This is a genomic window from Oceanobacillus locisalsi (assembly GCF_042675985.1).
In the GTDB taxonomy this organism is placed as follows: Bacteria; Bacillota; Bacilli; order Bacillales; family Amphibacillaceae; genus Oceanobacillus; species Oceanobacillus locisalsi.
The window spans coordinates 112,055-132,802 of the sequence record NZ_JBHTKK010000009.1; the positions used below are offsets into that span (position 1 = coordinate 112,055).

Sequence of the window (20,748 nt, forward strand, 5' to 3'; positions counted from 1 at the left end):
CCCGGATATTTCTGCAGTTTAAACACGTATTTGTTAGCCTGTAATTTCTGAGATAAGGGTTGCAACGGAAAAGAATCCAAAAACAACTGCAGTGAGAGCAGAGAATAACAGTGCCAGTATATTTTTATACTTCAACTGGCGAACAACAGATAAAACCGCTAATAATGCAACTACTAAAAATAAAATAGCTAATACAATATGGTACATCTGAAAATCTCCTCCTTTTCAACGTAACGAAACTTGTGTAAAATGTCAGTATTTCCTACTATGTAATTATCGTTAAACTATTTATATTTTATAGTATTTCCTAGTATTTGTCGAGTTATTATAAAAAGAATGGAGTGAAGAATATGGAAATCATTGCGATGCCAGTAGGTATGGTCCAGGCAAATTGCTATATCGTTTACAAAAAAGAAGAAAAAGAAGCTTTAATCATTGACCCCGGCGGTGAACCCGAGAAAATCATCGAAGCTATCGAAAACAATCAGTTGAATGTGCGAGCAATCTTGCTGACACATGCGCACTTTGACCATATCGGAGGATTGGATAAAGTGCGGGATTACACGAAAGCACCAGTTTATCTTCATACTGCCGAATGGGACTGGCTGGGTGAACCCGAATTAAATGGATCCGTTAAGCTGACGGGACAGACCGTCACCGCTTTGGAGGCAGATAAAGTGTTGGAAGAAGGCACATTGGATATCGAAAACTTTTCCATAAATACCTTGCACACGCCGGGACATTCCCCGGGAAGTATCAGTTTTGTTTTTCCGGAAGACCATTTTGCTGTCACAGGAGATGTATTATTCCAGCAAGGTATTGGAAGAACAGACTTAATCGAAGGAGATATAGACACCCTGGAACATTCCATAAAGGAAAAACTGTATCAGCTGCCGGCAGATTTAACAATTCTCCCCGGCCATGGTCCTGCAACAACGATCGATTATGAAAAGAAAAACAACCCTTTCTTTCCTGCATAAGAAAAGCGCAGAGCGCCCTTGCAGGCTAAGAACGCGACATCCTTGTCGCAACACCTGCACTAGCACATCGTGTGCGTCGAAAAACGTAGAGATTGCGCCCCCGGTCTTTGTGGGTGGTTCGATCTTGGTCGAACTTCCTTTACTTCCTGAGATAAAGGGAACACGACGACGTAAGGAGTCGATGTTGACTTTCACCCGCGGGGCGTGACGTGAAATCTCTAAAGTTTGGCGCTTGGAGCTGGACGTGGCCGTTTATCTGTAACCAGTTATCCACAAGCAATTCTATAATTTCCTAGACAATGAAAAAAGACCTTCTGTTTTATATACAGATGGTCTTTTTCCCGCTGTTTTTTTAATGTCCAAATCCAGGTACCAGGATAAACTCTGAATACCAGGTATATCCCACAATAAATACCGTACAATATGCACCAAATAAGTACATGTACATACGTTCAGACAGCTTTAAGTAACTCACTGTAAGGAAAAACGCCGTTTGAACCAGGAATAATAGTGCAGTATTCAGCATGTCACCTACATAAAACATTACTGTAAAAATACCTGTCCAAAAGGCAAGAACACGAAACATGCGGTCCATGTCTTCCCCCTCCTTTATAGGTAACGTTCTCATAGTTATTATATATGAGCACGAAAGGATTGTAAACGGTTCTTATAAATATCGTCCCCTAATAATATTTATTTATTTGAAAACAATGACAAAAACGTCATTTAGTGACATAGGACAGGCAGTTACACAGCGCAAAACAACTAAAAGATTATTAAAAAAATGGTTTGTTCAGCTGGTAAAAATGATCATTACCGTTCGGTTTAATAGACAAGAGAATATAGACATTTTCATCCAATTCTTCCCGGAATGCTATCTTCACTTCCCCTTGTGGAAAAACATAATCAGTTTGATATGACGGAGAAATGTCATCCTCATCTATTTCTTTACGTGCTTTCTGATAGGCCATTTGCGAAAGTGTTTCTATCTCAATATGGTTTAACTGATTATGAGCAATCTCTTTTGAAGTCTGGTACTGATCAACCAAAAAATGAATCGACAGAAAGACAATAAGGATAACCCAGACAACATGCAATAATAAAAAGCCTTGTTGATTACGGAGCATTATAAATTGTTTTTTCATATACGTCACCTGACTCTGTGGTAATTGTTAAGAATATAGCATTTGTCTGTTCTTCAAAAACAACATCCGATACATCATGAAGATATATTTCGTGCCCCTGTCTGTTTACCTGCCTTCGTATAGAACGATTATACTGGCTGAACGTTGCTGTCTTTTCTGTATTGTCATTTCGATCAAGAAACCGGACGTGCAATTGGTTATCAGCAACATGAACAGAAGTAGAGGCAATGACGTCATCATGTAAATGGATTAAAAATTGCTGCACAGATAAGGCTTCTGTATATGTTTGCTTGAAGGAAAGTGTAGACAGCGCATAATGCACAAAAGGCAGCGTTAATGCCAAAATTGTGAAAGCGACAAGTATCGAAATCAGAGTAAATCCATTCTGATTATTCCAAAACGGCGTAAAGACATTTTGTTTCTGTTTTTTGTTTGGCATTAGTCCATTCTGCACATCCTTTCAAAAACTCCCCCTCCAGTTTGAAAGAAAATGCTGCAGAAGCCCGGTAAGGAGTTACAGTATAGTTGCTTGGATAAGTCGTTATTCCAATCAATGCCCCCTGCAAATCATCATGCAGTTCATTTGTTATATGGACTCTTTCAACGGAATCATACTGTTCTTTCGCAAGGAGGGAAAGAAGAGGCAAAAGCATGGTAAGCATGGAGAATAGAAGCAGCGAAGCAATCAGGGTTTCAAATAAGGTAAATCCTTTATCGTTTTTCAACATAAAATCGGCCTTTCCCCAATGGAAATACAATCTGGTACGGTTCCCCTTCCAGGCTTATCCAAATGGTTTGCGGATTTTTTATCACACCTCTCACATAAAATGCAACATCTTTCGGATAAGAAGTCTCCAAAGAAAATTGGGACGGATATTCCCGTGTGATGATGGTGGTGCGATTAAGTGTGATACTGTAGGTATCCGGATGGAATTTTAAAACATAAGGTGTATCTATCCTCTGCGTACTCGCTGTATTCTGTAAATAGAGCACGTCCATTTCCAACGTATCAAGAAATTGCTTAAGCTCCAGTTTGTCTGTTTGTTCCACCTGTAATTTCGGAACGAGTAAAAGCATCACAGCTAATATGGATAACGCAAATAAGGTTTCGATTAACGTAAATCCTTGTTCAGTTCGAGGCATTTACCACACCGTTAGAAATAGAAAGGCTATTACCGTCGGAGCATGTTGTTTGATCTTCGGTAATATAATCCGCGCTTACAAGCTGGTTCACGCTGGAGGGTAAATTCCCCGTATCAATATGATAAGCATCTGTTTGGGCTTGAACGACAGAAATTAACGCTTCACAGCCTTTTGAATGCACGTCCCCTGTTTTCTTGCCCAGATTCGGTATAATTAAAATCATAATGACAGAGATAACCATTAAAACGATAAGCATCTCAATCAATGTAAAACCTTTCTGATTTTTCAACATATTACTAACCCCTTTACATCGTATTCATTAATTCAAACATCGGCGACATTAAACTAATATAGATAAATATGATAAACGCTCCAATGATGGAGAAAAAAACTGGCTGGATATAGACAATTCTTTTTTGAAGCCGCTGATACATCGTATCGATAGAAACGTCGGCAAAAATCGCTAAGTCTTTAGATAAGCTTTTCGCATCCATATTAGAAGATAAAATATCTGTCAGATGACTTTCTAAAAATGTCATGGTGGTTAAAAGACCATGAATGGACCGCCCTTTATAATATTCTAATTGCATTTGTTTGGCATAATAAGAAATAATCGGAAGCTTTGACTGCTTGGACATATAATTTAAAATTTCTTTCATGGGCATACCAGTCTGTAAAAGAGAACTGTATAAAGCAGCAAAGTGGAAGGATGTTTGTTTCCTCAGATAAGAACGATATAGAGGGAAGTTTTTATACCATTTCATTTTAGTTTCTAAAGAGACATTTTTTCGTACAAAAAGCCAAGTCAGTGTACCTGTGATAAAGAAAAGAAGCAGAATCAGGATAACGTATCCAAGCCAGGAGGAAAGTATAATAACGACTTGAAGCAACACCGGGAGTTCTCCAAACAAAAGCTGCTCGAAAGATGGGATGACATACGAGTAAATGAAAAATAGCAGTGCGCTGAAAATCAACAATAATATCAGCGGATAACGTACGGTTTGCTGAAATTTACGGACGTATTGCACACGTTGCTGGAATAATTGATAGCAATGTTCAATTCGTTCGTGCATATTTGATTTTTCCCGTACAACAAAAAGATAAGAAACAACGGAATGATGAAAGCCTGCTTTATCTAGCGCCTCATCCAAATGTTCTCCTGCTTCCAAGCTCTTTAAAATGCGCTCAGAAATATGTTCCAGCTCCCCGTAATATTTCATGGTGTCTAAAGAATGGATCAGTGTGAGGCCTCTTGAAAGCATGCGTTGCAGTACGTGTAGAAATTGCAGCTGCACGGAAATGGATATCTTTTGTTTATCACGGAGAAATCGTTTCGCTAAAGCCATAAGCATATGCCTTTCTTTGTAAATTTTTGAATTGCTGTTTTTCCGGCAAGTTTTGCAGGGTGCCTTCAATTGCTTCCGACAAATGAACCCCTTCGATTAGTTCTCCGATGGCACTCCGCTGCCGTTTATTCTTTCTAGTAATTGGAATTAGCCGCAGTGCTCCTACCCCAATAAGAATCTGATGCAAATCCGCTGTTTTGATGCCCATTTCTTTCAAGCGGAAAATGGTTCCGACGGCATTTTTTGCATGCAGTGTACTCAACACAAGATGACCTGTCAGAGCTGCTTCTACAGCAAACTGTGCGGTTTCTTTATCTCGAATCTCCCCGACCATCAGAATATCCGGATCATGACGTAAAGCTGCTTTTAATCCCGTTTGATAGGAAATACCTGCATTCTCATTTATTTGTACTTGTAAAATTTGTTTTATTTTCCGCTCGATAGGATCTTCCAAAGATATAATTTGGCAAGGGGTTTCCTTCATTTTCATTTCTAATAAAGAATACAGGGTAGAAGATTTCCCGCTTCCGGTTGCCCCGGTTACCAAGATAAGCCCGGCTTCATGGTTCATCCATTTTCGCATTTGCTGTATTTGATTGGGAAAAAGAAATAAATAATCCAGCGGTAATGTCTCATTTTGAGGAAGAATCCGGATAGCAATCGTCTCGTGCAGATGATGGGGAAGTGTAGAAATACGAAGCGCATATTCTTTTTTTCCAAAACGCCAGCTCATAATTCCTGCCTGGGGTTTTCTGCTTTCTCCAATATCCATATTGGCACTGAATTTAAAATACGTTCTCAAAAGTTGGTATTGTTTTGTCAGGATTGTCCGGATAAAGGTCCGTTTTCCGTGAACACGAAAGTAAATTTCGGTCTCTTTCTCATAGGGATAGAAGTGGATATCGGATGCTTGCTGTTCTGCAGCTGACTGAAAGAGGTCGTCAGATAATTTTGTGACATGATTCATTTGCTCACCTCCTCTAAACAAATATTTCTGACATACTCTATAAGATTCGACACCTTTTTAGATTATCCTTCTTTTTTTAAAAAAAGAATATATTTTTTTCAGGTTGTTTAAACTAGAGATATAAGCATGAACGTCAGAAATGTACTTCTGCTGTCTGAAGGAAGAATATAAAGTCATTTTTAAAGGAGCGTTGTATCACTATGAAAAGCAATGATTATATTCGTTTTTTAACAGAAGAAACGATAAAATACATGAACTTATCATCTGAAGAAAAAAAAGAACGCAAACAAAAAAAGAAACAATCGTCCCATCAATTGTATAGCAACAAATGGCTGGGAGTAATTCCGTTTTCGGTTCAGTCCTGGTATCGCAAAAGAAAAAACAGCCGAAACTAAATTGGCTGTTTACTAAAAAGTTATACACAAGCAAACGATTCAATCATTTCCTGGCACACGTAAAAAAACGATACAGGCGAACACGCCTGCATCGTTTGCTTTTTATTCTTCTTCCTCTCCAAAGTCAATAAACCGGAATAAATCGCCGTAAATAAGCGCATCAGAATAAGAAAGTTCGGTATCTACTTGATCCTGAACGGCTTCACAAGTATTTTGTACTTCTTCCGATTTTTCACTTGCTTCTTCCTCTGAATTGGTCTCTTCTTCAATGACCTGATCCATCGGTTCTCCTGTTTCCCGGTCATAACAAGCACCAGCAGTGCTTACATAATCATCCGTGATAAAATCGCCATTTCGCAGTGCGATATAATCTTTTCTATCATCACTGAATAAGTCGTTACCGAAATAAATATCCTCATCCGATTCAATACCAAGCATGTTTAACATAGTCGGTTTCAAATCAATTTGGCCGCTAATTTTATCAATTTGTTCTCCATTACCATCTCCCGGAATGTGAATAAATAATGGAACACGCTGCAGCTGAACCTGGTCGTAAGGTGTTATTTCATCCTTATCCAGGAATTGAGCCATGGCGTTATTATGGTTTTCACTAATTCCAATATGGTCTCCCATAATTACGATAACAGAGTCTTCATACATACCGGAATCCTTCAGATCGTCAAAGAATTGTTCAATGGACTCATCCATATAACGTACTGTCGGAATATAATTATTTAACGTATTGGAATTAGAATCAAATTTATCAATCGTTGCATCTTCCTCATCCAATTCAAATGGAAAGTGGTTTGTCAGTGTAATCATTTTAGTATAGAACGGCTCTTCCTGCTCTTCTAAAAGCGGAATAGACTGTTCAAAGTACGGTTTATCCTTCAACCCCCATCCAACAGAGTTTTCTGGAGATACATCATAAGATTCTTCCCCTTTGAATTCGTCAATGTTCATACTGTTGTACATTTGCTCCCGATTCCAGAAGCTTTTATTATTCGAATGCAATACAGTTGACGTATAGCCCTTATCTTCAATCATTTCCGGGAATGAATGATAATCATTTCCTCCATGTGTAAAGAACACTGCACCACGAGATAACGGGTACATGGAATTTTCAACTAAAAACTCCGAATCAGACGTATTCCCTTGACCTGTCTGTTCATAGAAATTGTCAAAGTAGTACGTGTCTTCATCTTGTGCTAAGTCATCCAAGAATGGTGTCACTTCTTCTCCATTCACTTCACTGTCCATTGCAAAGTGCTGCAGTGATTCAGCGTTAATGAAAATGACATTTTTACCTTCAGCAACGCCATTCATCTCTTCACTGCGCTCGTGATCGACATTTTCTTGTATAAAATCCTGGATTTCAGGAATTTCATTACCGTCTGCAAATACACGTTGTGATTCATTTTTAGAGTGTATAATAACATCGTACACATGATAATTTAGCAAGCCAATATTTTTCACTAAATATTCGCGGTCAAAACCACGGGTGAACAGCTGTGGTCTTTCCATTTCTGCAAGGAAAAAGTTCCCTGCTAGTAAAACTAATGAAAAAGCCAGTACACCGACTTTGCCGCTTCTTGGATACAGTACAGATAAATTACCTTCAAATTTCTTACTTACATACCAGACAATCGCAACATCTGCAAATATGAACAGATCCCATGGCTCAATTAAAGTCAAAATACTGGATCCTAAATCTGTCATATTGCTTCCCATAAATAATTGCGGGATGGTGATGAAGTCTGTGAACTGTCGGTAGAATACCAGATTCGCCCAAACAATCAGGGTCATTGCCAGCATTGCATACCGAATATATTTCATTTGTCTGGAAGACTTTTTAAACCAGACTCCTAATGCCAGAATTAAAAATGCTGACACAAACGGGTTAATAAACAAAATTAATTCCTGCATGGAGTTATCAAGTTCCACATTAAATACAAAGCGATAGACAATATACGTTTTCAGGCCAAGTAATAATGCCGCAATGACATACAGCGGTATCTTTTTTGGCTTTTTTAATTGTTTCATTTATATCCTCTCCTAATTGATAAAAACAGGAATACGAATTTGTTCTTTAACATATTACTTCCCATTTTATTAGCTAATGTAAACCTACAATTAAAGAATTTTACATCTTATTCATACGATTTTGCAAGAGAAAGGTTTCACATTAAATCATTTTATTTTATGACCCGTTCATAAATTACTATTTTAGTAGATAATCTGAAAAAATCAAGTCTGAAAATCAATCACTTATTTTTTCATGTACTAAATATGCTCCACCAATAATACCAGCATCATTCCCGAGCTGGCAAACTTTAATGGTACAAACCTCGCTGATCCTTGGTAAAGCATGCTTTCTGAACGCGTTGGTTACTGCTTCTATCAAATAATCTCCTGCATTGGAAACACCGCCGCCTATCAAAATATTGGAAGGATTGATAATCATTGACATATTTGACAATGTTTTACCCAAAACATCAATGGTATAGTCTATAATTTCCTTAGAGACCGGGTCCCCCTGCTTTGCCAATTCAAAAATATGCTGAGTGGTAAGATTTCCCTCCGTTTGAAATACTTTCGCCAAAAGCGAATCCGGGTTTGCTTGTACTTTTTCCATTCCTTGCCTGACAATTCCCGTCGCTGACGCAATCGTTTCTAAACAGCCTCTTTTACCGCAATTACATAAATGACCATTTTCCAGCACTTCAATATGACCGATTTCCCCTGCCATACCATTGGCGCCGTTAAGAATGGTTCCATTGGCAATGATTCCGCCGCCGACGCCCGTGCCTAATGTAATAGCTATTAAATTTCTGGATTGATTCCCTGCACCAACCCAATTCTCTCCTAAAACCGCAATATTCGCATCATTTTCAACATAAACAGGAACATTCGCCAGCTTTTCTAATTCTTCCGCTAAATGAACGTCTTTCCATCCGATGTTAACAGCTTCCGCAATGACACCGGTATGAGTATCGACAAAACCCGGAGCTCCAACGCCAATTCCTTTTATAGAATAGTTTTCAAACGGTGGTGTTTGTAATTTTGATGCAATGCTCGCCCAAATATCGGGCAGGATATTTTCTCCATTATTTGTTAAATCAGTTGGTATTTCCCATTTATCCTGAATCGTTCCATCATTCGAAATAAAGCCAATTTTCACTGTGGTTCCGCCAATATCTGCGCCTGCTAACAATTCATTCATTTACATCGGTTCCTTTCTCGTATTCTCTCATTTCTTTTTTTAAAAGTAATACGGCTTGCTGAAATTGTTGCCCATCAATTAACTTCCATTCATACAGTTCATTTATTTCCATCCTCATTAATTCTAAGTCGCCCAATCGGTCTTTGGTATAAACCAATGTGCCGAATTGCATCAGCAACTTTCGTATATCATGTATATTTTGCATACTATCACCAAAAATATTATACCAAAACGTCATGCAAATGGGAAATGAGAATAAGACCCAGACCAAATTAACGGTCTGGGTCTTTCGGTTTTAATATAGGTGGACGAAGATGTCTTTCGGGCAGCGGGAACCGGATGAATGTGTCACGCATGTTCTTCCATGAAAATGGAACCAATGGCCAGAAATAAGGGGTATGCAAGGTTTTCATTTTTATTAGAAACAAAAGCCAGATAGTTACACCGATTACATAGCCGCTCACTCCAAATAAAGCGGTCGAAAATAGTAAAAATAAACGGACAAGACGATTCGCCATTCCTAATTCATAGCTCGGTGTTGCGTAAGAACCAATAGCTGCCGTGGCAATGTATAAAACGACCTCATGCGAAAACCAGCCGACTTCCACAGAAACTTCCCCAATCATAATGGCAGCTACCAAACCAAGCGCTGTTCCAAGTGCAGACGGAGTATGAATAGACGCCATCCTTAAGACATCCAGCCCAAATTCAACAATTAAAAATTGCACCAATAACGGAATAACGCCAAAATCTTCCGGTCCGATAAAAGCATATGCGGCAGGCAGGAGCTCAGGTTGTACGGAAAATAAATAATAAAGCGGGAGAAGAACCAGCGAGAGAAAAATGGCCAGGAAACGGACCAATCGTAAGTAAGCGCCAACAGCCGGTTTTTGCCGGTATTCCTCTGCATGCTGCAAATGCTGCCAATACGTTGTCTGTGTAATCATTACGCTGGGTGTCCCGTCAATTATCAGAATGATATGCCCTTCTAACAGATGGGAAGCCGCGGTATCCGGACGTTCTGTATAACGTACGGCGGGATATGGATTCCAATAGCGGTCACTGAAATATTCTTCAATTGTCTTTTCAGCCATAGGAAGCCCGTCTGTATCGATGCCATCAAGCATTGTTTTTAAATTTTTCACCTGCTTCGGATCAGCTATATCTTCTATATAACTGACTACCACATCTGTTTTGGAGCGCCTGCCTACCTGTGTAAATTCCATTCGCAGCGACCGGTCTCTGACCCTGCGCCTGGTTAATGCCGTATTGAACACCAGCGTTTCTACAAATCCGTCCCGCGGTCCTCTGACCACCCTTTCCAAATCGGGTTCTTCGGGCGATCGTGCCGGATACTCCCTTGCATCAATGATAATCGCCTTATCCAATTCATCGACAAATAAAACCGTTGCACCGGAAAGGATGAAATCAACTATTTTGTCCATTTCTTTCATTTCTTCTACTTCAATATAAGGAATATCTCTTCTCAGTAATTTTCTTAGTGTATCTGTATTCAGCTCATTTGGTTGAAGTTTTTGAAACGACTGCATAATAAATATCATGACTTCATCTTTCACAAAACCATCAATCATAAACATAGCCATATCTTTATCAGCATAGTTTAAATCTAAATAAATCAAGTCGAAGCTTTTATCTACTCCTAAATAGGATTTCAAATAAGAAACATTGGTTTCAAGTTCCGGTGCTACTTTTTTCATTTGATTGGCCATTTTATCACCTTAAACATTATAGGATGTAGATAGTTTATATCGTCAGGTGAAAACTATACATGCTCTGGTGTATTCTTATGCAAAGCGCTGCTTGATAATTTATCGCAGAAAAAAACCAGGCTGTCTTGCTCTCTTTTCAGCCTGATCCTCTCGTCAATATGATTGTATTTCATTTTTCAAATCGTTTAATTGGTCATTATCTGGAAACTGTTCTAACCCTTCATCAATGATAGCCTCGATTTCTACATCACCTGCGCCCTGTTCTTCATACAAAATCGCCAGGTTATTATACATTTCCGGAATTTTTTCCTCATATTGAATCGCTTCTTCCAGGTCCTCCGTTGCTTTGGCATAGTCCTCTTCCTGAATATAAGCATAAGAACGGTGAAACAGCAAATATGGAATTAACGCCTGATCATCTGTTTCGTCAAGCGTCTCCGTTGTAATGGAAATCACTTCACTGAAATTGTCTTCCTCTAATTGGGTTTCTGCTTCCATTAATTTAATCTCCGGCGAGGACGAATTGAAAGACCAGCCATAAATGAATAATCCAATACTGAGGATAATAAAACCAATAAATGCAAACAGTTGATTTTTTTGGTTTTTCTTCTGCGGAACATAGACAGCTGCAGCAACTAAAAATCCGCCCGCTAAACCGCCGAGATGTGCTCCCATATCTATTTCAGGTGAACTGAACCCGAGCAGTAAATTGATTCCTAAGATCAGAATAATATTCATGCCCATTGTCTTAAGGAATATTTCCTTATAAATAAGGCCAAATAATAGAAGTGCGCCAAATAAAGCAAATATCGCACCGGATGCTCCGGCTGATATATTGACAGAAAAAGCAAAACTTGCGATTGAACCTGCTAAACCGCCAAGAAAATATATAAGCAGGAACCGGGTTCTTCCAAATATCTGCTCAATTGCCGTACCAAGATAAAATAAAGCAATCATGTTCATAATCAAATGCAGGAAGTGAAGATGCAAGAACATGGATGTGAAAAATCTCCACCACTCTCCTTCCATGACAAGGAGGTTATAATTTGCTCCCATATCAATTAAATGCTGTGTGTTTTCTATGTCTCCACTGGTGTTTTGAAAAATAAAGATGAGTACATTTAAAGCAATTAATATATATGTAAACAATGGGGAAGAAAATGAAAATATTTTCTTTCGCTGCTCCTGTTCTTCCTGTATTTCTTGAAACAACGTATGTTTCATATGATTTGCTGCGGTTTCTTTTTCCGTATCTGCCATATCTCTTTCGTTGTCTGTTGACAATGAAAGCTGCAAATCATGATTTAACTGTGTTATTTCTTCCGTCTTATTCTCTTCTGCAAGGTAATATATGTGCATCTTGGGGGATTTCTTTGTCCCTTCCCCTTTCGGATGTTTGACGTCTTCCCAATCATCAACTGGCTGCTCCCCTGCTATGTATATGGAATAAAAGGCCGCATTCGGACTTGCAATTGCCTGTCTTATACGTTGCATTTGCTGATATGCAGCCTGTGCATCCTGGCGCAGTTGATTGGACCAATCAAACGTCTGCGGTTTCACACGGATAATCGCAGATTTCCGATTTGCTTTCCGTTCCAACCAGACTTCATCCTTTTGGTAGTCGCCACCAATAATTCGAAATCCTTGATGTGTTAATTCGTTTACCAGTTCATATGCCCTGTATAACGTATGTATGTCCATAACTCATCCTCCCCTTCCTGAAGCATACCAAATCTTCCTGATCAGGCGCAACTATGGGCTTGGATCCAAGCAGCGTCATATCTTGCGCCTGTAACCAATGTTTCTTTCTCAGTGAAAGAAGGAAGTTGATTTCAAAACCAAGAGGAGAATGGTTATGGATTACACCGCTTCTTTTTTCTGTTTTCGTATCAGCATATTTCCAACGAACGGCACCAAATACTTTCTTCCCGGTTTCCAATTTAATAAATAGTTCAATATTTTATATCTCCATGTCACTATAACGAACATAACAGATGCGATCATAGCTAACATAAGAAACATTCGCATATTTTTCTCTCCCTTCCTCGGCAATCGATGGATGTTACATCCTTTATTGTCAACGAAGCAGCGATTCTTATGCACCCTTTTCTTTATGCACCTGTTTTTATTACACGGTCTTCTGTTATCAAGCGAGCTACAGGCAAATCATGATTTTCTCTTGGAATACAATCCACCATTTGTTTTTCACTGCAAAGAGATATCGTATTTCCCCGGTATTCCATCAACATCCTGTCATAATACCCTCCGCCATAGCCGATTCGGTATCCCTCCTTGTCAAAAACAATCCCGGGAACAAGCAATAAATCAATATCCTGATACAAAATAGGGCGTGTTTTGTCCGGAATAGGTTCTTTTATTCCTGCATAGCCATCCTGGATTTGATTTGTTTCGTGCCACGTGTAGTATTGCATCTCTCTTGTTTTCACCATGCATTTGGGGGAAGCGATTGTTTTCCCTGCTTTCAGGGCTTTTTCAATAATGTGATATGTATCCCATTCTGTAATGGTTGAAATGGTGATTCCGATCGTCGCTGCTTGTTGAAACAGCGGATTTGTAAATAATTGCTGCTGTAATTTTTCTCCCGTCATTTTCCGTTCATATTCAGAAAGTCCATTTAAATATTCTAACATTTTCTGACGCATTTTCTTTTTTTCCGGCATCTTTGCTTCACCTCTTTTGATAAAAAATAACAAGCTCTTATCTCATAATATCAGATAAGAGCTTGTTACGTTTGCTTATTTAGTTTCACGGTGTAGAGTGTGTTTTTGAAGACGTGGTGAGTATTTCATAAGCTCAATACGCTCAGGGTTTTTACGTTTGTTTTTTGTAGAAATATAGTTACGATCTCCTGTTTCCGTGCAAGCTAACGTTATATTTACGCGCATATTTATCCCTCCAAACTTTTCAACTTGCCTTTTTACATAACTGTACAGACTTTTATTATAGTATCAAAGTTTCTCCAATTTATCAAGAATGTTTTATAAAACTTTTTATCGCAGTCCCATGACATCGCGAACTTAGCCTCTGTTTCTTTATCAGGTAAATATAAAAGTTGAATTATTCAATCTATCTTTTTAATTTATCTAACTTAACTTTCGCACCTGTGAATAAGCATATAAACCTTGCCGTTTCAGTTATTTTTGAACAGGATAGGCTGTATAGCTCCCGCTCCGGCCAACCTCTCCGCTTTCCGTCGCAGCGGTCGTCCTATATCTTTATTTCAATCTATTATAGATTGCTTTCTATCCGGATAAAAAGCAATTAAAAGCAATTGCTGTAACAGATTTCTCATGATTTTAGCATAGTCACTTGCTTTATTTTATGGTATAACTATAAATGATACGGAAAAAGGATGTGTCTAAAGGGAGGGAATCAAGAATGTTATATGCCATTTTGGCAGTTGTTATTATTGGAATTGCTCTATTTATTCTATCATTTTTTATTAATGACCGACTTGAAGAAGTAGAAAGCCAACTCGAACAATTATCCATTACAACGATGCAAGATACATATCAGCTGAAGAAAAAAGTATCTGTGTTAGAAGAAGAATTATTACCTCAAAATATATCTGATGACACCACGTCGTCTCAGCCTAAAAATAATGATTAGAGGAGTATTACCATGAAACAACATGTAAGAGCGTTTGCTATCGGTTTGCTGACCAGCGGTATCTTGCTTCTCGCTATCTACCTATTTGGTAATTCATCTTCCGGAAACCTGGAAGATACAGAACCTGAAGAGTTGATTTCCGTTTTGGAAAATCAAGGATATGCTGTATTGACCCAGGACGAATATATTGCATACAGCGTTGACCAAGAAGATGCTGAAGAGGCTGATTCTGATGCAGAAAACGGCGATGAATCAGACACAAATGATGATTCTGCTGATGATGAAGACAATAACGATGAAAATAGCAACAATGAAGAGAACAGTAATGATGAAGATAGCAATGGAAATGAAGAAAATGATACAGAAGGAAATGAAGATGACGCATCATCCGAAGATTCCGATGTCGTTGAAGCAGAAATCACTCTGGAAGACGACGCGCCGCCTTCAACAATCAGTAATGCTTTAGAAGATGAAGGGATTATTGATGATGCATGGGACTTTAATGAATACTTGGAAGATAATGATTTAAGCGGCAGTGTCATACCTGGCACCTATGAAATCGACAGCGATATGTCTTTCAGCGAAATTAGCGATATCATTACAACGTATTCCGAGGACTAAAAATGAGCTGTTCTATCTGGAACAGCTCATTTTTATATAACAGAATAACAAAAAACTTCCACCCAATTTGAGTGGAAGTTTTTTTATTCATTTTCACTTTCCTCGGAAGAATCATCCTCTGAAGATTCGTCTTCTGCTTCTTCATCATGATCTTCTTTTATTTCAAAATACGTATCCAAAATACGTTCGCCAATTTTATAGTTGATACCATTTCCTTCACTTATTCCCGTATACGGCACAACAACCGCAAAGGCAACTTCTGGATCATCATATGGCGCATAACCGACTAACGTCAGATTATTGAGTTTTTCAATCTCTTCTCCGTCTTCGTACCAAGCTGTCTGTGCTGTACCTGTTTTACCGGCGGGATTGTAAGACTTATTTTGAAAATAATCACTTGCTGTTCCTTGATTTCCCTCATAAACCCGGCGGAACCCTTCCTGGACACGGCTGATTTGATCATTTGTCATGTCAATCCGATTCATCACGCTCGTATTTTTGGAATAATACAGCGGCCCCAATTCATCTAACGAAGCAATCGGATCATGCGCTTCTTTTAAGAAATGCGGCTGAACGCGATATCCGTCATTGGCAATTGTTGAAACATACTGTGCCAACTGTAAGGTGGTATACGTATCATACTGTCCAATCGCAAAGTCAAGGATATTACCGGGATTATCCGGAACCCCGCCTCTTACGCCGGTGCTTTCATACGGATAATCAACGCCGGTGGATGCACCTAAACCAAATTGATTGAAATAGTTTTGGAAGGTCTCTAAAGTCTCCGCTCTATCAATACCTATACTGGCATTATCCGGCAGTCTGTGACGATAATCACCGCCCAGACGCAAGGCAACATAGAACATATACACGTTGGAAGATCTCTCCAGCGCTGTTAAATCATCCACCGTTCCCATGGAACCGCCAACAGAGCTTTTTACTTCTCCTCCGGCCAATCGCAACGGCGCATCATAGAATGTATCTCCCGGCGAGATAACGCCGGAGTCGTAACCTGACAGAACCGTTGCACCTTTAATGCTGGAACCCGGTTCAAACGCGCTTGACAGCGCCATAAAAGCAGCATCATTGTATTCGTCATTCTCTCTATCATAATTTAATCCAGACATAGACAACAGTTCCCCGGTTTGCGGATCCATAACCACTGCAAAGGCGTTTGTTGCAAATCGATTAGCGTGAGGGCTGCTCGACTTCATGGATTGAAATTCATCTAATAATATATCATCCACTTCTTGCTGGAGATCCAAGTCGGTTGTTAACACCAGATCTTTTCCCCGTTCTCCTTCTACAATCGTCTCTGAATCGACAATCGACCCGTTCGGACGTGTAGTATATTGAATTTGTTCCTTACGCCCTCTCAGAAAATCTTCATATTGCTCTTCAATCCCGCTCCGGCCGACACGATCATTCCGACTGTACCCTTTTGTCAGGTAGGCACTCATATCTTCTGCAGGAATCCCTTCCTCTTGGCTTGAGATACTGCCTAATATACTGGTTAATGTATCTCCATTCGGATAAATCCGATTCCAATCCGTTGTGGCATTAACTCCAGGCAATTTATCCAGATTTTCTGCTACTGCTGCATATTCCTCTGCGGACACATCTTCATTTTTTACGACTTGAGGAGTTAATGCATATGCTTTATCCAATTCTTTTTTTATAGCTATAATTTCTAATTCATCATTGGAAAAATCAGCAATCTCATCATCCGTAATTAATTCCAGTGTAGCAGCATACACGTCAGCATTATCCATCTCTTCTGTATTAAGTTCTTCCTCTACTCGCTCATTAATTTCTTCTTCATGCAGCAATAAGTAATATTCCCGCCTGTCTCTGTCGGTAATTCGATCAATATATTGGTCATCACTCATATCAATGTATTGTGCCAATGTTTCCGCTACTTCCAGACGATCATCCGCCTGGACATCTTTGGGAGGTGTATACGTAATGGAATACATCGCTTCATTATCTACAATTAATTCCCCATTTGTATCATAAATCTTCCCCCGCGGCACAGGTACACTGGTCGTATCTAAGTTTGTTCGCTCTATTTCACCCTGATATGATTCCCCATTTAAAATTTGCACAACACCTAGTTGGAGTATCAGTGCAGAAAATAATAAGAAGATGGCAAAGAAAAGAATATTCATACGAACAGGAAGCTGGGCCCGTTTTTTCTTTTTTTTCTTATCTACCACTTTTCTCCTCCTTCGCATCTTTTTTAAACTTCCATAACATTTTATTGTACGGTGCTTCTAAAAGTATAAGCAATAAATCATTTATTTGCATCTTTTTAAACACCTCAATGATAATGTTCAATCTCATTTCATTGTAGGAAGACCACTGTTTGATTTTACCACAATTACCGACTTTTTTCGTCTGTAAAATCTTCTTTTAAGGCGATTTTTTCTTTTTTTGTCGGTCCGATAAAAATATTCCGGACACAAAAATAAATAAATGCGTGACCTGCTCCGAATATAATGAGTAATGCAGGTATAATTCTGTCATGCGGGAAAAGAAACATACCAAATATAAACGCAGCAACCGAAGCAATCCTGCCCAGATTCAAATAAATTTCGCGCACAACAATATATTCCACTCTTCTCTCACTTACCATTCGTGCTCTGCCGATAACATCGTAGGTAAGGGATTGATACGGTACAGTTAAAATAGGAAACGCAATACCGATAATTATTGCGTATACAATCAGCCAGAACAAGCTCATCTCAAAAATAATGATAAATATGGAAGCGAACAACAGGATGCCCCCGAATAAGATAGCTTTTTTCCGTAAGGCCGGCTTAATCCATTTTAACGCAACAAAATAAAAAATAATGGATAGTCCGGAAAGAAATAAATTAAAAATCCCTAAAGTCAGTTCACTGTTCGTCACAAGGAATATCCAGATGGTAATATAAAAACCATAAATCCCCTCTCTCAGTCCTTGAAAAAAGTGAGCATGTAAAATACGCTGCCAATTTTTATTTTTCTTTCTTTCTTCAATAACAGCAGCTAAAGCAAAACTTCCTCTGCTGCCTTTTCGTATTATAAAAAAACTGACGATAATAGCGGCAATAAATAAACTTAAAGAGATGATAAAAATAGCTGTATAACCAATATCATCTGTCATTTTTGAAATCATCCATCCGGCAAGTAAAGGACCGATCATTCCGGCAAATGATGTCAGAGTACCGGAGATGCCATTGAACCAGTCTCTGGTATCTGGCTCTGTTATTTCAAAAGTCAGTACATAATACGCCAGCCAGAAAAAGCCGTATCCAATCCCCAATAAACAGCCAAGAATAAAATTATAATATGCTGCCAGCTCTCCAATCCAAAGTACGAATAAGAAAAAAAGGCATAAAAAGAGAATACCGATCCGCAATATAATCATGCGGTCGATTCGTTTCGATAATTTTCCAGCATAAATAAAGGAAAGTGCTTGGAATACATAACTTGCCAAATGATAATTCGCAATCACAAAAAAGTCTTCTGACTGCTTCCATAGGTAGACATTGACAAATGTATTGGACAAAAAGATACCTGCTGCATACAAAGCTCCGATCAGCAGAAGCATCCATAAGTCTCTATATTCATCTTTTTGCTGATTATATCTTCTGTATTTCTGATGTAATTGCATAAAAAACGACTCCTTCTGCTTTTATTTTTAGCGAAGGAGCCGTATCTATACAAAAAGCTTGCAAAAACATAAAGTTATCTGCAAGCTCTTCAGAAAACATATTATTTAGCAGCTTCGTAGTTGCTTGCTACTTGATCCCAATTTACTACATTCCAGAATGCTGAAATATATTCCGGGCGTCTGTTTTGGTATTTAAGATAGTATGCATGCTCCCATACATCTAATCCTAATAGTGGTGTTTTGCCATCTGTTAATGGAGAATCCTGGTTTGGTGTACTTGTAATTTCAAGCTCTCCATTGTTTAATACGAGCCATGCCCAGCCTGAACCAAAACGTCCTGCTGCAGCAGTAGCAAATTCATCTTTAAAATTGTCGAAAGAACCATATTTGCTGTTGATTTTATCTGCTAACTCACCGGATGGTTCGCCGCCGCCATTAGGTGACAACGTTTTCCAGAAAAAGCTGTGGTTAGCATGTCCGCCACCGTTGTTGCGTACAGCAGTACGGATGCTTTCAGGAACTTCATTTAAGTCTCTTACCAACTCTTCTACTGTTTTATTTTGCAGATCTTCATGTCCTTCTAATGCATCATTTAATTTTGTAACGTAGGTGTTGTGATGCTTCGTATGGTGAATATTCATCGTTTCCTTATCAATCGTTGGTTCCAATGCATCATATGCATAAGGTAGTTCTGGTAATTCAAATTTTGCCATGTATAACTCCTCCTCTAAAAAAATGATGTTTTTAAGGTCTACAATTATAACGTTATCAAAGGGAGACATTTCTTGCAAATATTTTGCATTGATAGACGCTATTATATTTTTACAAAATGAACATACAACAGATTTCCTTTATATCAAGGTTGCATGAACGCAACATTTTTTCCTGCGGCAATTTTTTTCGTAGTTTTTTTCTTTCATTTCTTACGCTTCCAGAAAGTTTTATACTGCATCATTCTGATAAACATGTCCATTACTTGTTTTCACTTTTACAGAAGAAAATAAACTAAAAAAACAAGCACAAAGCTTGTTTTTTTAGTAAGATGGCTCGGGACGGAATCGAACCGCCGACACAAGGATTTTCAGTCCTCTGCTCTACCGACTGAGCTACCAAGCCACAAATATGAAGTTTTCTAGCAAAAATATGTATGGAGGAGGTAGAGGGATTCGAACCCCCGCGCGGTTTGACCCGCCTCTCGGTTTTCAAGACCGATCCCTTCAGCCGGACTTGGGTATACCTCCGGATAAACTAATGGTGGACCCTGCAGGACTCGAACCTGCGACCGATCGGTTATGAGCCGATAGCTCTGACCAACTGAGCTAAGGGTCCTTTTACTATTATAATGGGGCGACCGGTGGGGATCGAACCCACGGATGCCGGAGCCACAATCCGGTGCGTTAACCACTTCGCCACGACCGCCATGAAATAGCAAACAATATATGTATATTTTGGTAGCGGCGGAGGGGATCGAACCCCCGACCTTACGGGTATGAACCGTACGCTCTCGCCAGCTGAGCTACGCCGCCATGGCTCCACAGGTAGGATTCGAACCTACGACCGATCGGTTAACAGCCGATAGCTCTACCACTGAGCTACTGTGGAATAAAGTTAATTTTTAAATAACAACAAAATATAATTTATCATGTTCTATCCGCTATGTCAACAATTTATTTTGCGGAGTTGCAAAAATGTTTATCAGAAGTTGACTGCAAGAATTATAATAGCACGTAATATAACATATTTCAACAAAAACTTTTAAAAATTTATTCACATGTCTTTTTATAAGTTACTATTCACAGCCACCAAATAAAAATAATATATTTTCAGAGCTCTTCACCAAAATTTATGGTAGACAAATTAAGTTTTAAGGGTAGCCACCGCTACGGCGGACCGTTTTGCTTTCCTAGGGG

At 38.9% G+C, this 20,748-nt stretch carries 24 protein-coding genes and 6 tRNA genes; 4 read left to right on the forward strand and 26 right to left on the reverse strand.

Features of this window, described 5'->3' with window-relative positions; all coding sequences use genetic code 11:
• Positions 1-33: 33 nt before the first annotated feature.
• Entirely contained in the window at positions 34-207 is a 174-nt protein-coding gene (locus tag ACFQ19_RS09375) for a DUF2759 family protein (protein ID WP_379591816.1), read from the reverse strand.
• 143 nt (positions 208-350) lie between these two features.
• Here ACFQ19_RS09375 and ACFQ19_RS09380 point away from each other — a divergent pair, with 143 nt between their 5' ends.
• A complete protein-coding gene (locus tag ACFQ19_RS09380; RefSeq protein WP_379591817.1) occupies positions 351-980 on the forward strand; it encodes an MBL fold metallo-hydrolase in 630 nt (209 codons plus the stop codon).
• Positions 981-1,332: 352 nt separating this feature from the next.
• Here ACFQ19_RS09380 and ACFQ19_RS09385 read toward each other — a convergent pair whose 3' ends face one another.
• From ACFQ19_RS09385 to comGA, 8 genes are all read right to left on the reverse strand, one after another.
• A complete protein-coding gene (locus ACFQ19_RS09385) occupies positions 1,333-1,575 on the reverse strand; it encodes a DUF2626 domain-containing protein (RefSeq protein ID WP_379591818.1) in 243 nt (80 codons plus the stop codon).
• Positions 1,576-1,756: 181 nt separating this feature from the next.
• Positions 1,757-2,125: a hypothetical protein gene (locus ACFQ19_RS09390; RefSeq protein ID WP_379591819.1), complete on the reverse strand. Its 369-nt coding sequence runs from the start codon at positions 2,123-2,125 to the stop codon at positions 1,757-1,759.
• Entirely contained in the window at positions 2,097-2,564 is a 468-nt protein-coding gene (gene comGF, locus ACFQ19_RS09395) for a competence type IV pilus minor pilin ComGF (RefSeq protein ID WP_379591820.1), read from the reverse strand. Before comGF ends, ACFQ19_RS09390 begins: the two co-directional genes overlap by 29 nt.
• Positions 2,515-2,853 (reverse strand): hypothetical protein, encoded by a 339-nt coding sequence (locus ACFQ19_RS09400; protein WP_379591821.1) that lies wholly within the window; start codon positions 2,851-2,853, stop codon positions 2,515-2,517. Before ACFQ19_RS09400 ends, comGF begins: the two co-directional genes overlap by 50 nt.
• Positions 2,837-3,268: a competence type IV pilus minor pilin ComGD gene (comGD, locus tag ACFQ19_RS09405; protein WP_379591822.1), complete on the reverse strand. Its 432-nt coding sequence runs from the start codon at positions 3,266-3,268 to the stop codon at positions 2,837-2,839. Before comGD ends, ACFQ19_RS09400 begins: the two co-directional genes overlap by 17 nt.
• Complete coding sequence (gene comGC / locus ACFQ19_RS09410; RefSeq protein ID WP_379591823.1) at positions 3,255-3,560, reverse strand: competence type IV pilus major pilin ComGC; 306 nt, start codon at positions 3,558-3,560, stop codon at positions 3,255-3,257. Before comGC ends, comGD begins: the two co-directional genes overlap by 14 nt.
• A 13-nt stretch (positions 3,561-3,573) precedes the next feature.
• Positions 3,574-4,614, reverse strand: a complete 1,041-nt coding sequence (locus tag ACFQ19_RS09415; protein WP_379591824.1) for a type II secretion system F family protein — start codon at positions 4,612-4,614, stop codon at positions 3,574-3,576.
• Positions 4,586-5,581, reverse strand: a complete 996-nt coding sequence (gene comGA / locus ACFQ19_RS09420; protein ID WP_379591825.1) for a competence type IV pilus ATPase ComGA — start codon at positions 5,579-5,581, stop codon at positions 4,586-4,588. Before comGA ends, ACFQ19_RS09415 begins: the two co-directional genes overlap by 29 nt.
• A gap of 200 nt (positions 5,582-5,781) precedes the next feature.
• Here comGA and ACFQ19_RS09425 point away from each other — a divergent pair, with 200 nt between their 5' ends.
• Positions 5,782-5,976 carry a YqzE family protein gene (locus tag ACFQ19_RS09425; protein ID WP_379591826.1) on the forward strand — a complete coding sequence of 65 codons (195 nt, stop codon included), beginning with the start codon at positions 5,782-5,784 and terminating at the stop codon, positions 5,974-5,976.
• A gap of 102 nt (positions 5,977-6,078) precedes the next feature.
• Here the strand turns inward: ACFQ19_RS09425 and ACFQ19_RS09430 are convergent, their stop codons facing one another.
• The 8 genes from ACFQ19_RS09430 to rpmG form a co-directional block, all read right to left on the reverse strand.
• The gene (locus ACFQ19_RS09430; RefSeq protein ID WP_379591827.1) at positions 6,079-8,019 is read right to left on the reverse strand and encodes an LTA synthase family protein; all 1,941 of its coding nucleotides are present in this window, start codon (positions 8,017-8,019) and stop codon (positions 6,079-6,081) included.
• 217 nt (positions 8,020-8,236) lie between these two features.
• Complete coding sequence (locus ACFQ19_RS09435; protein WP_379591828.1) at positions 8,237-9,199, reverse strand: ROK family glucokinase; 963 nt, start codon at positions 9,197-9,199, stop codon at positions 8,237-8,239.
• Positions 9,192-9,404, reverse strand: a complete 213-nt coding sequence (locus ACFQ19_RS09440) for a YqgQ family protein (RefSeq protein WP_379591829.1) — start codon at positions 9,402-9,404, stop codon at positions 9,192-9,194. Before ACFQ19_RS09440 ends, ACFQ19_RS09435 begins: the two co-directional genes overlap by 8 nt.
• A 67-nt stretch (positions 9,405-9,471) precedes the next feature.
• Positions 9,472-10,929 carry a spore germination protein gene (locus ACFQ19_RS09445; RefSeq protein ID WP_379591830.1) on the reverse strand — a complete coding sequence of 486 codons (1,458 nt, stop codon included), beginning with the start codon at positions 10,927-10,929 and terminating at the stop codon, positions 9,472-9,474.
• Positions 10,930-11,082: 153 nt separating this feature from the next.
• Positions 11,083-12,630: a rhomboid family intramembrane serine protease gene (locus ACFQ19_RS09450; protein ID WP_379591831.1), complete on the reverse strand. Its 1,548-nt coding sequence runs from the start codon at positions 12,628-12,630 to the stop codon at positions 11,083-11,085.
• 159 nt (positions 12,631-12,789) lie between these two features.
• A complete protein-coding gene (locus tag ACFQ19_RS09455; RefSeq protein WP_379591832.1) occupies positions 12,790-12,957 on the reverse strand; it encodes a hypothetical protein in 168 nt (55 codons plus the stop codon).
• Between the two features lie 83 nt (positions 12,958-13,040).
• The gene (locus ACFQ19_RS09460; protein ID WP_379591833.1) at positions 13,041-13,610 is read right to left on the reverse strand and encodes a 5-formyltetrahydrofolate cyclo-ligase; all 570 of its coding nucleotides are present in this window, start codon (positions 13,608-13,610) and stop codon (positions 13,041-13,043) included.
• Positions 13,611-13,685: 75 nt separating this feature from the next.
• Positions 13,686-13,835 carry a 50S ribosomal protein L33 gene (gene rpmG, locus ACFQ19_RS09465; RefSeq protein ID WP_379591834.1) on the reverse strand — a complete coding sequence of 50 codons (150 nt, stop codon included), beginning with the start codon at positions 13,833-13,835 and terminating at the stop codon, positions 13,686-13,688.
• Positions 13,836-14,328: 493 nt separating this feature from the next.
• On the opposite strand from rpmG, the gene ACFQ19_RS09470 reads away from it, so the two are divergent.
• Positions 14,329-14,559 carry a hypothetical protein gene (locus ACFQ19_RS09470; RefSeq protein ID WP_379591835.1) on the forward strand — a complete coding sequence of 77 codons (231 nt, stop codon included), beginning with the start codon at positions 14,329-14,331 and terminating at the stop codon, positions 14,557-14,559.
• A gap of 12 nt (positions 14,560-14,571) precedes the next feature.
• A complete protein-coding gene (locus tag ACFQ19_RS09475; RefSeq protein WP_379591836.1) occupies positions 14,572-15,180 on the forward strand; it encodes a hypothetical protein in 609 nt (202 codons plus the stop codon).
• An 83-nt stretch (positions 15,181-15,263) separates the two neighbouring features.
• Here ACFQ19_RS09475 and ACFQ19_RS09480 read toward each other — a convergent pair whose 3' ends face one another.
• The 9 genes from ACFQ19_RS09480 to ACFQ19_RS09520 all read right to left on the reverse strand — a co-directional run bounded on the left by ACFQ19_RS09480 (position 15,264) and on the right by ACFQ19_RS09520 (position 20,440).
• Entirely contained in the window at positions 15,264-17,396 is a 2,133-nt protein-coding gene (locus tag ACFQ19_RS09480) for a peptidoglycan D,D-transpeptidase FtsI family protein (RefSeq protein WP_379591837.1), read from the reverse strand.
• Positions 17,397-17,560: 164 nt separating this feature from the next.
• Positions 17,561-18,838: an MFS transporter gene (locus ACFQ19_RS09485; RefSeq protein ID WP_379591838.1), complete on the reverse strand. Its 1,278-nt coding sequence runs from the start codon at positions 18,836-18,838 to the stop codon at positions 17,561-17,563.
• 101 nt (positions 18,839-18,939) lie between these two features.
• Positions 18,940-19,551: a superoxide dismutase gene (locus ACFQ19_RS09490; RefSeq protein ID WP_379591839.1), complete on the reverse strand. Its 612-nt coding sequence runs from the start codon at positions 19,549-19,551 to the stop codon at positions 18,940-18,942.
• 330 nt (positions 19,552-19,881) lie between these two features.
• Positions 19,882-19,954 (reverse strand) — tRNA-Phe (locus ACFQ19_RS09495).
• Between the two features lie 32 nt (positions 19,955-19,986).
• Positions 19,987-20,079, reverse strand: a tRNA-Ser gene (locus ACFQ19_RS09500).
• A gap of 11 nt (positions 20,080-20,090) precedes the next feature.
• Positions 20,091-20,167: transfer RNA gene (locus ACFQ19_RS09505), tRNA-Ile, on the reverse strand.
• 14 nt (positions 20,168-20,181) lie between these two features.
• A tRNA-His gene (locus ACFQ19_RS09510) sits at positions 20,182-20,257 on the reverse strand.
• Positions 20,258-20,287: 30 nt separating this feature from the next.
• A tRNA-Met gene (locus ACFQ19_RS09515) sits at positions 20,288-20,364 on the reverse strand.
• Position 20,365: 1 nt separating this feature from the next.
• Positions 20,366-20,440 (reverse strand) — tRNA-Asn (locus ACFQ19_RS09520).
• Positions 20,441-20,748: the final 308 nt, after the last annotated feature.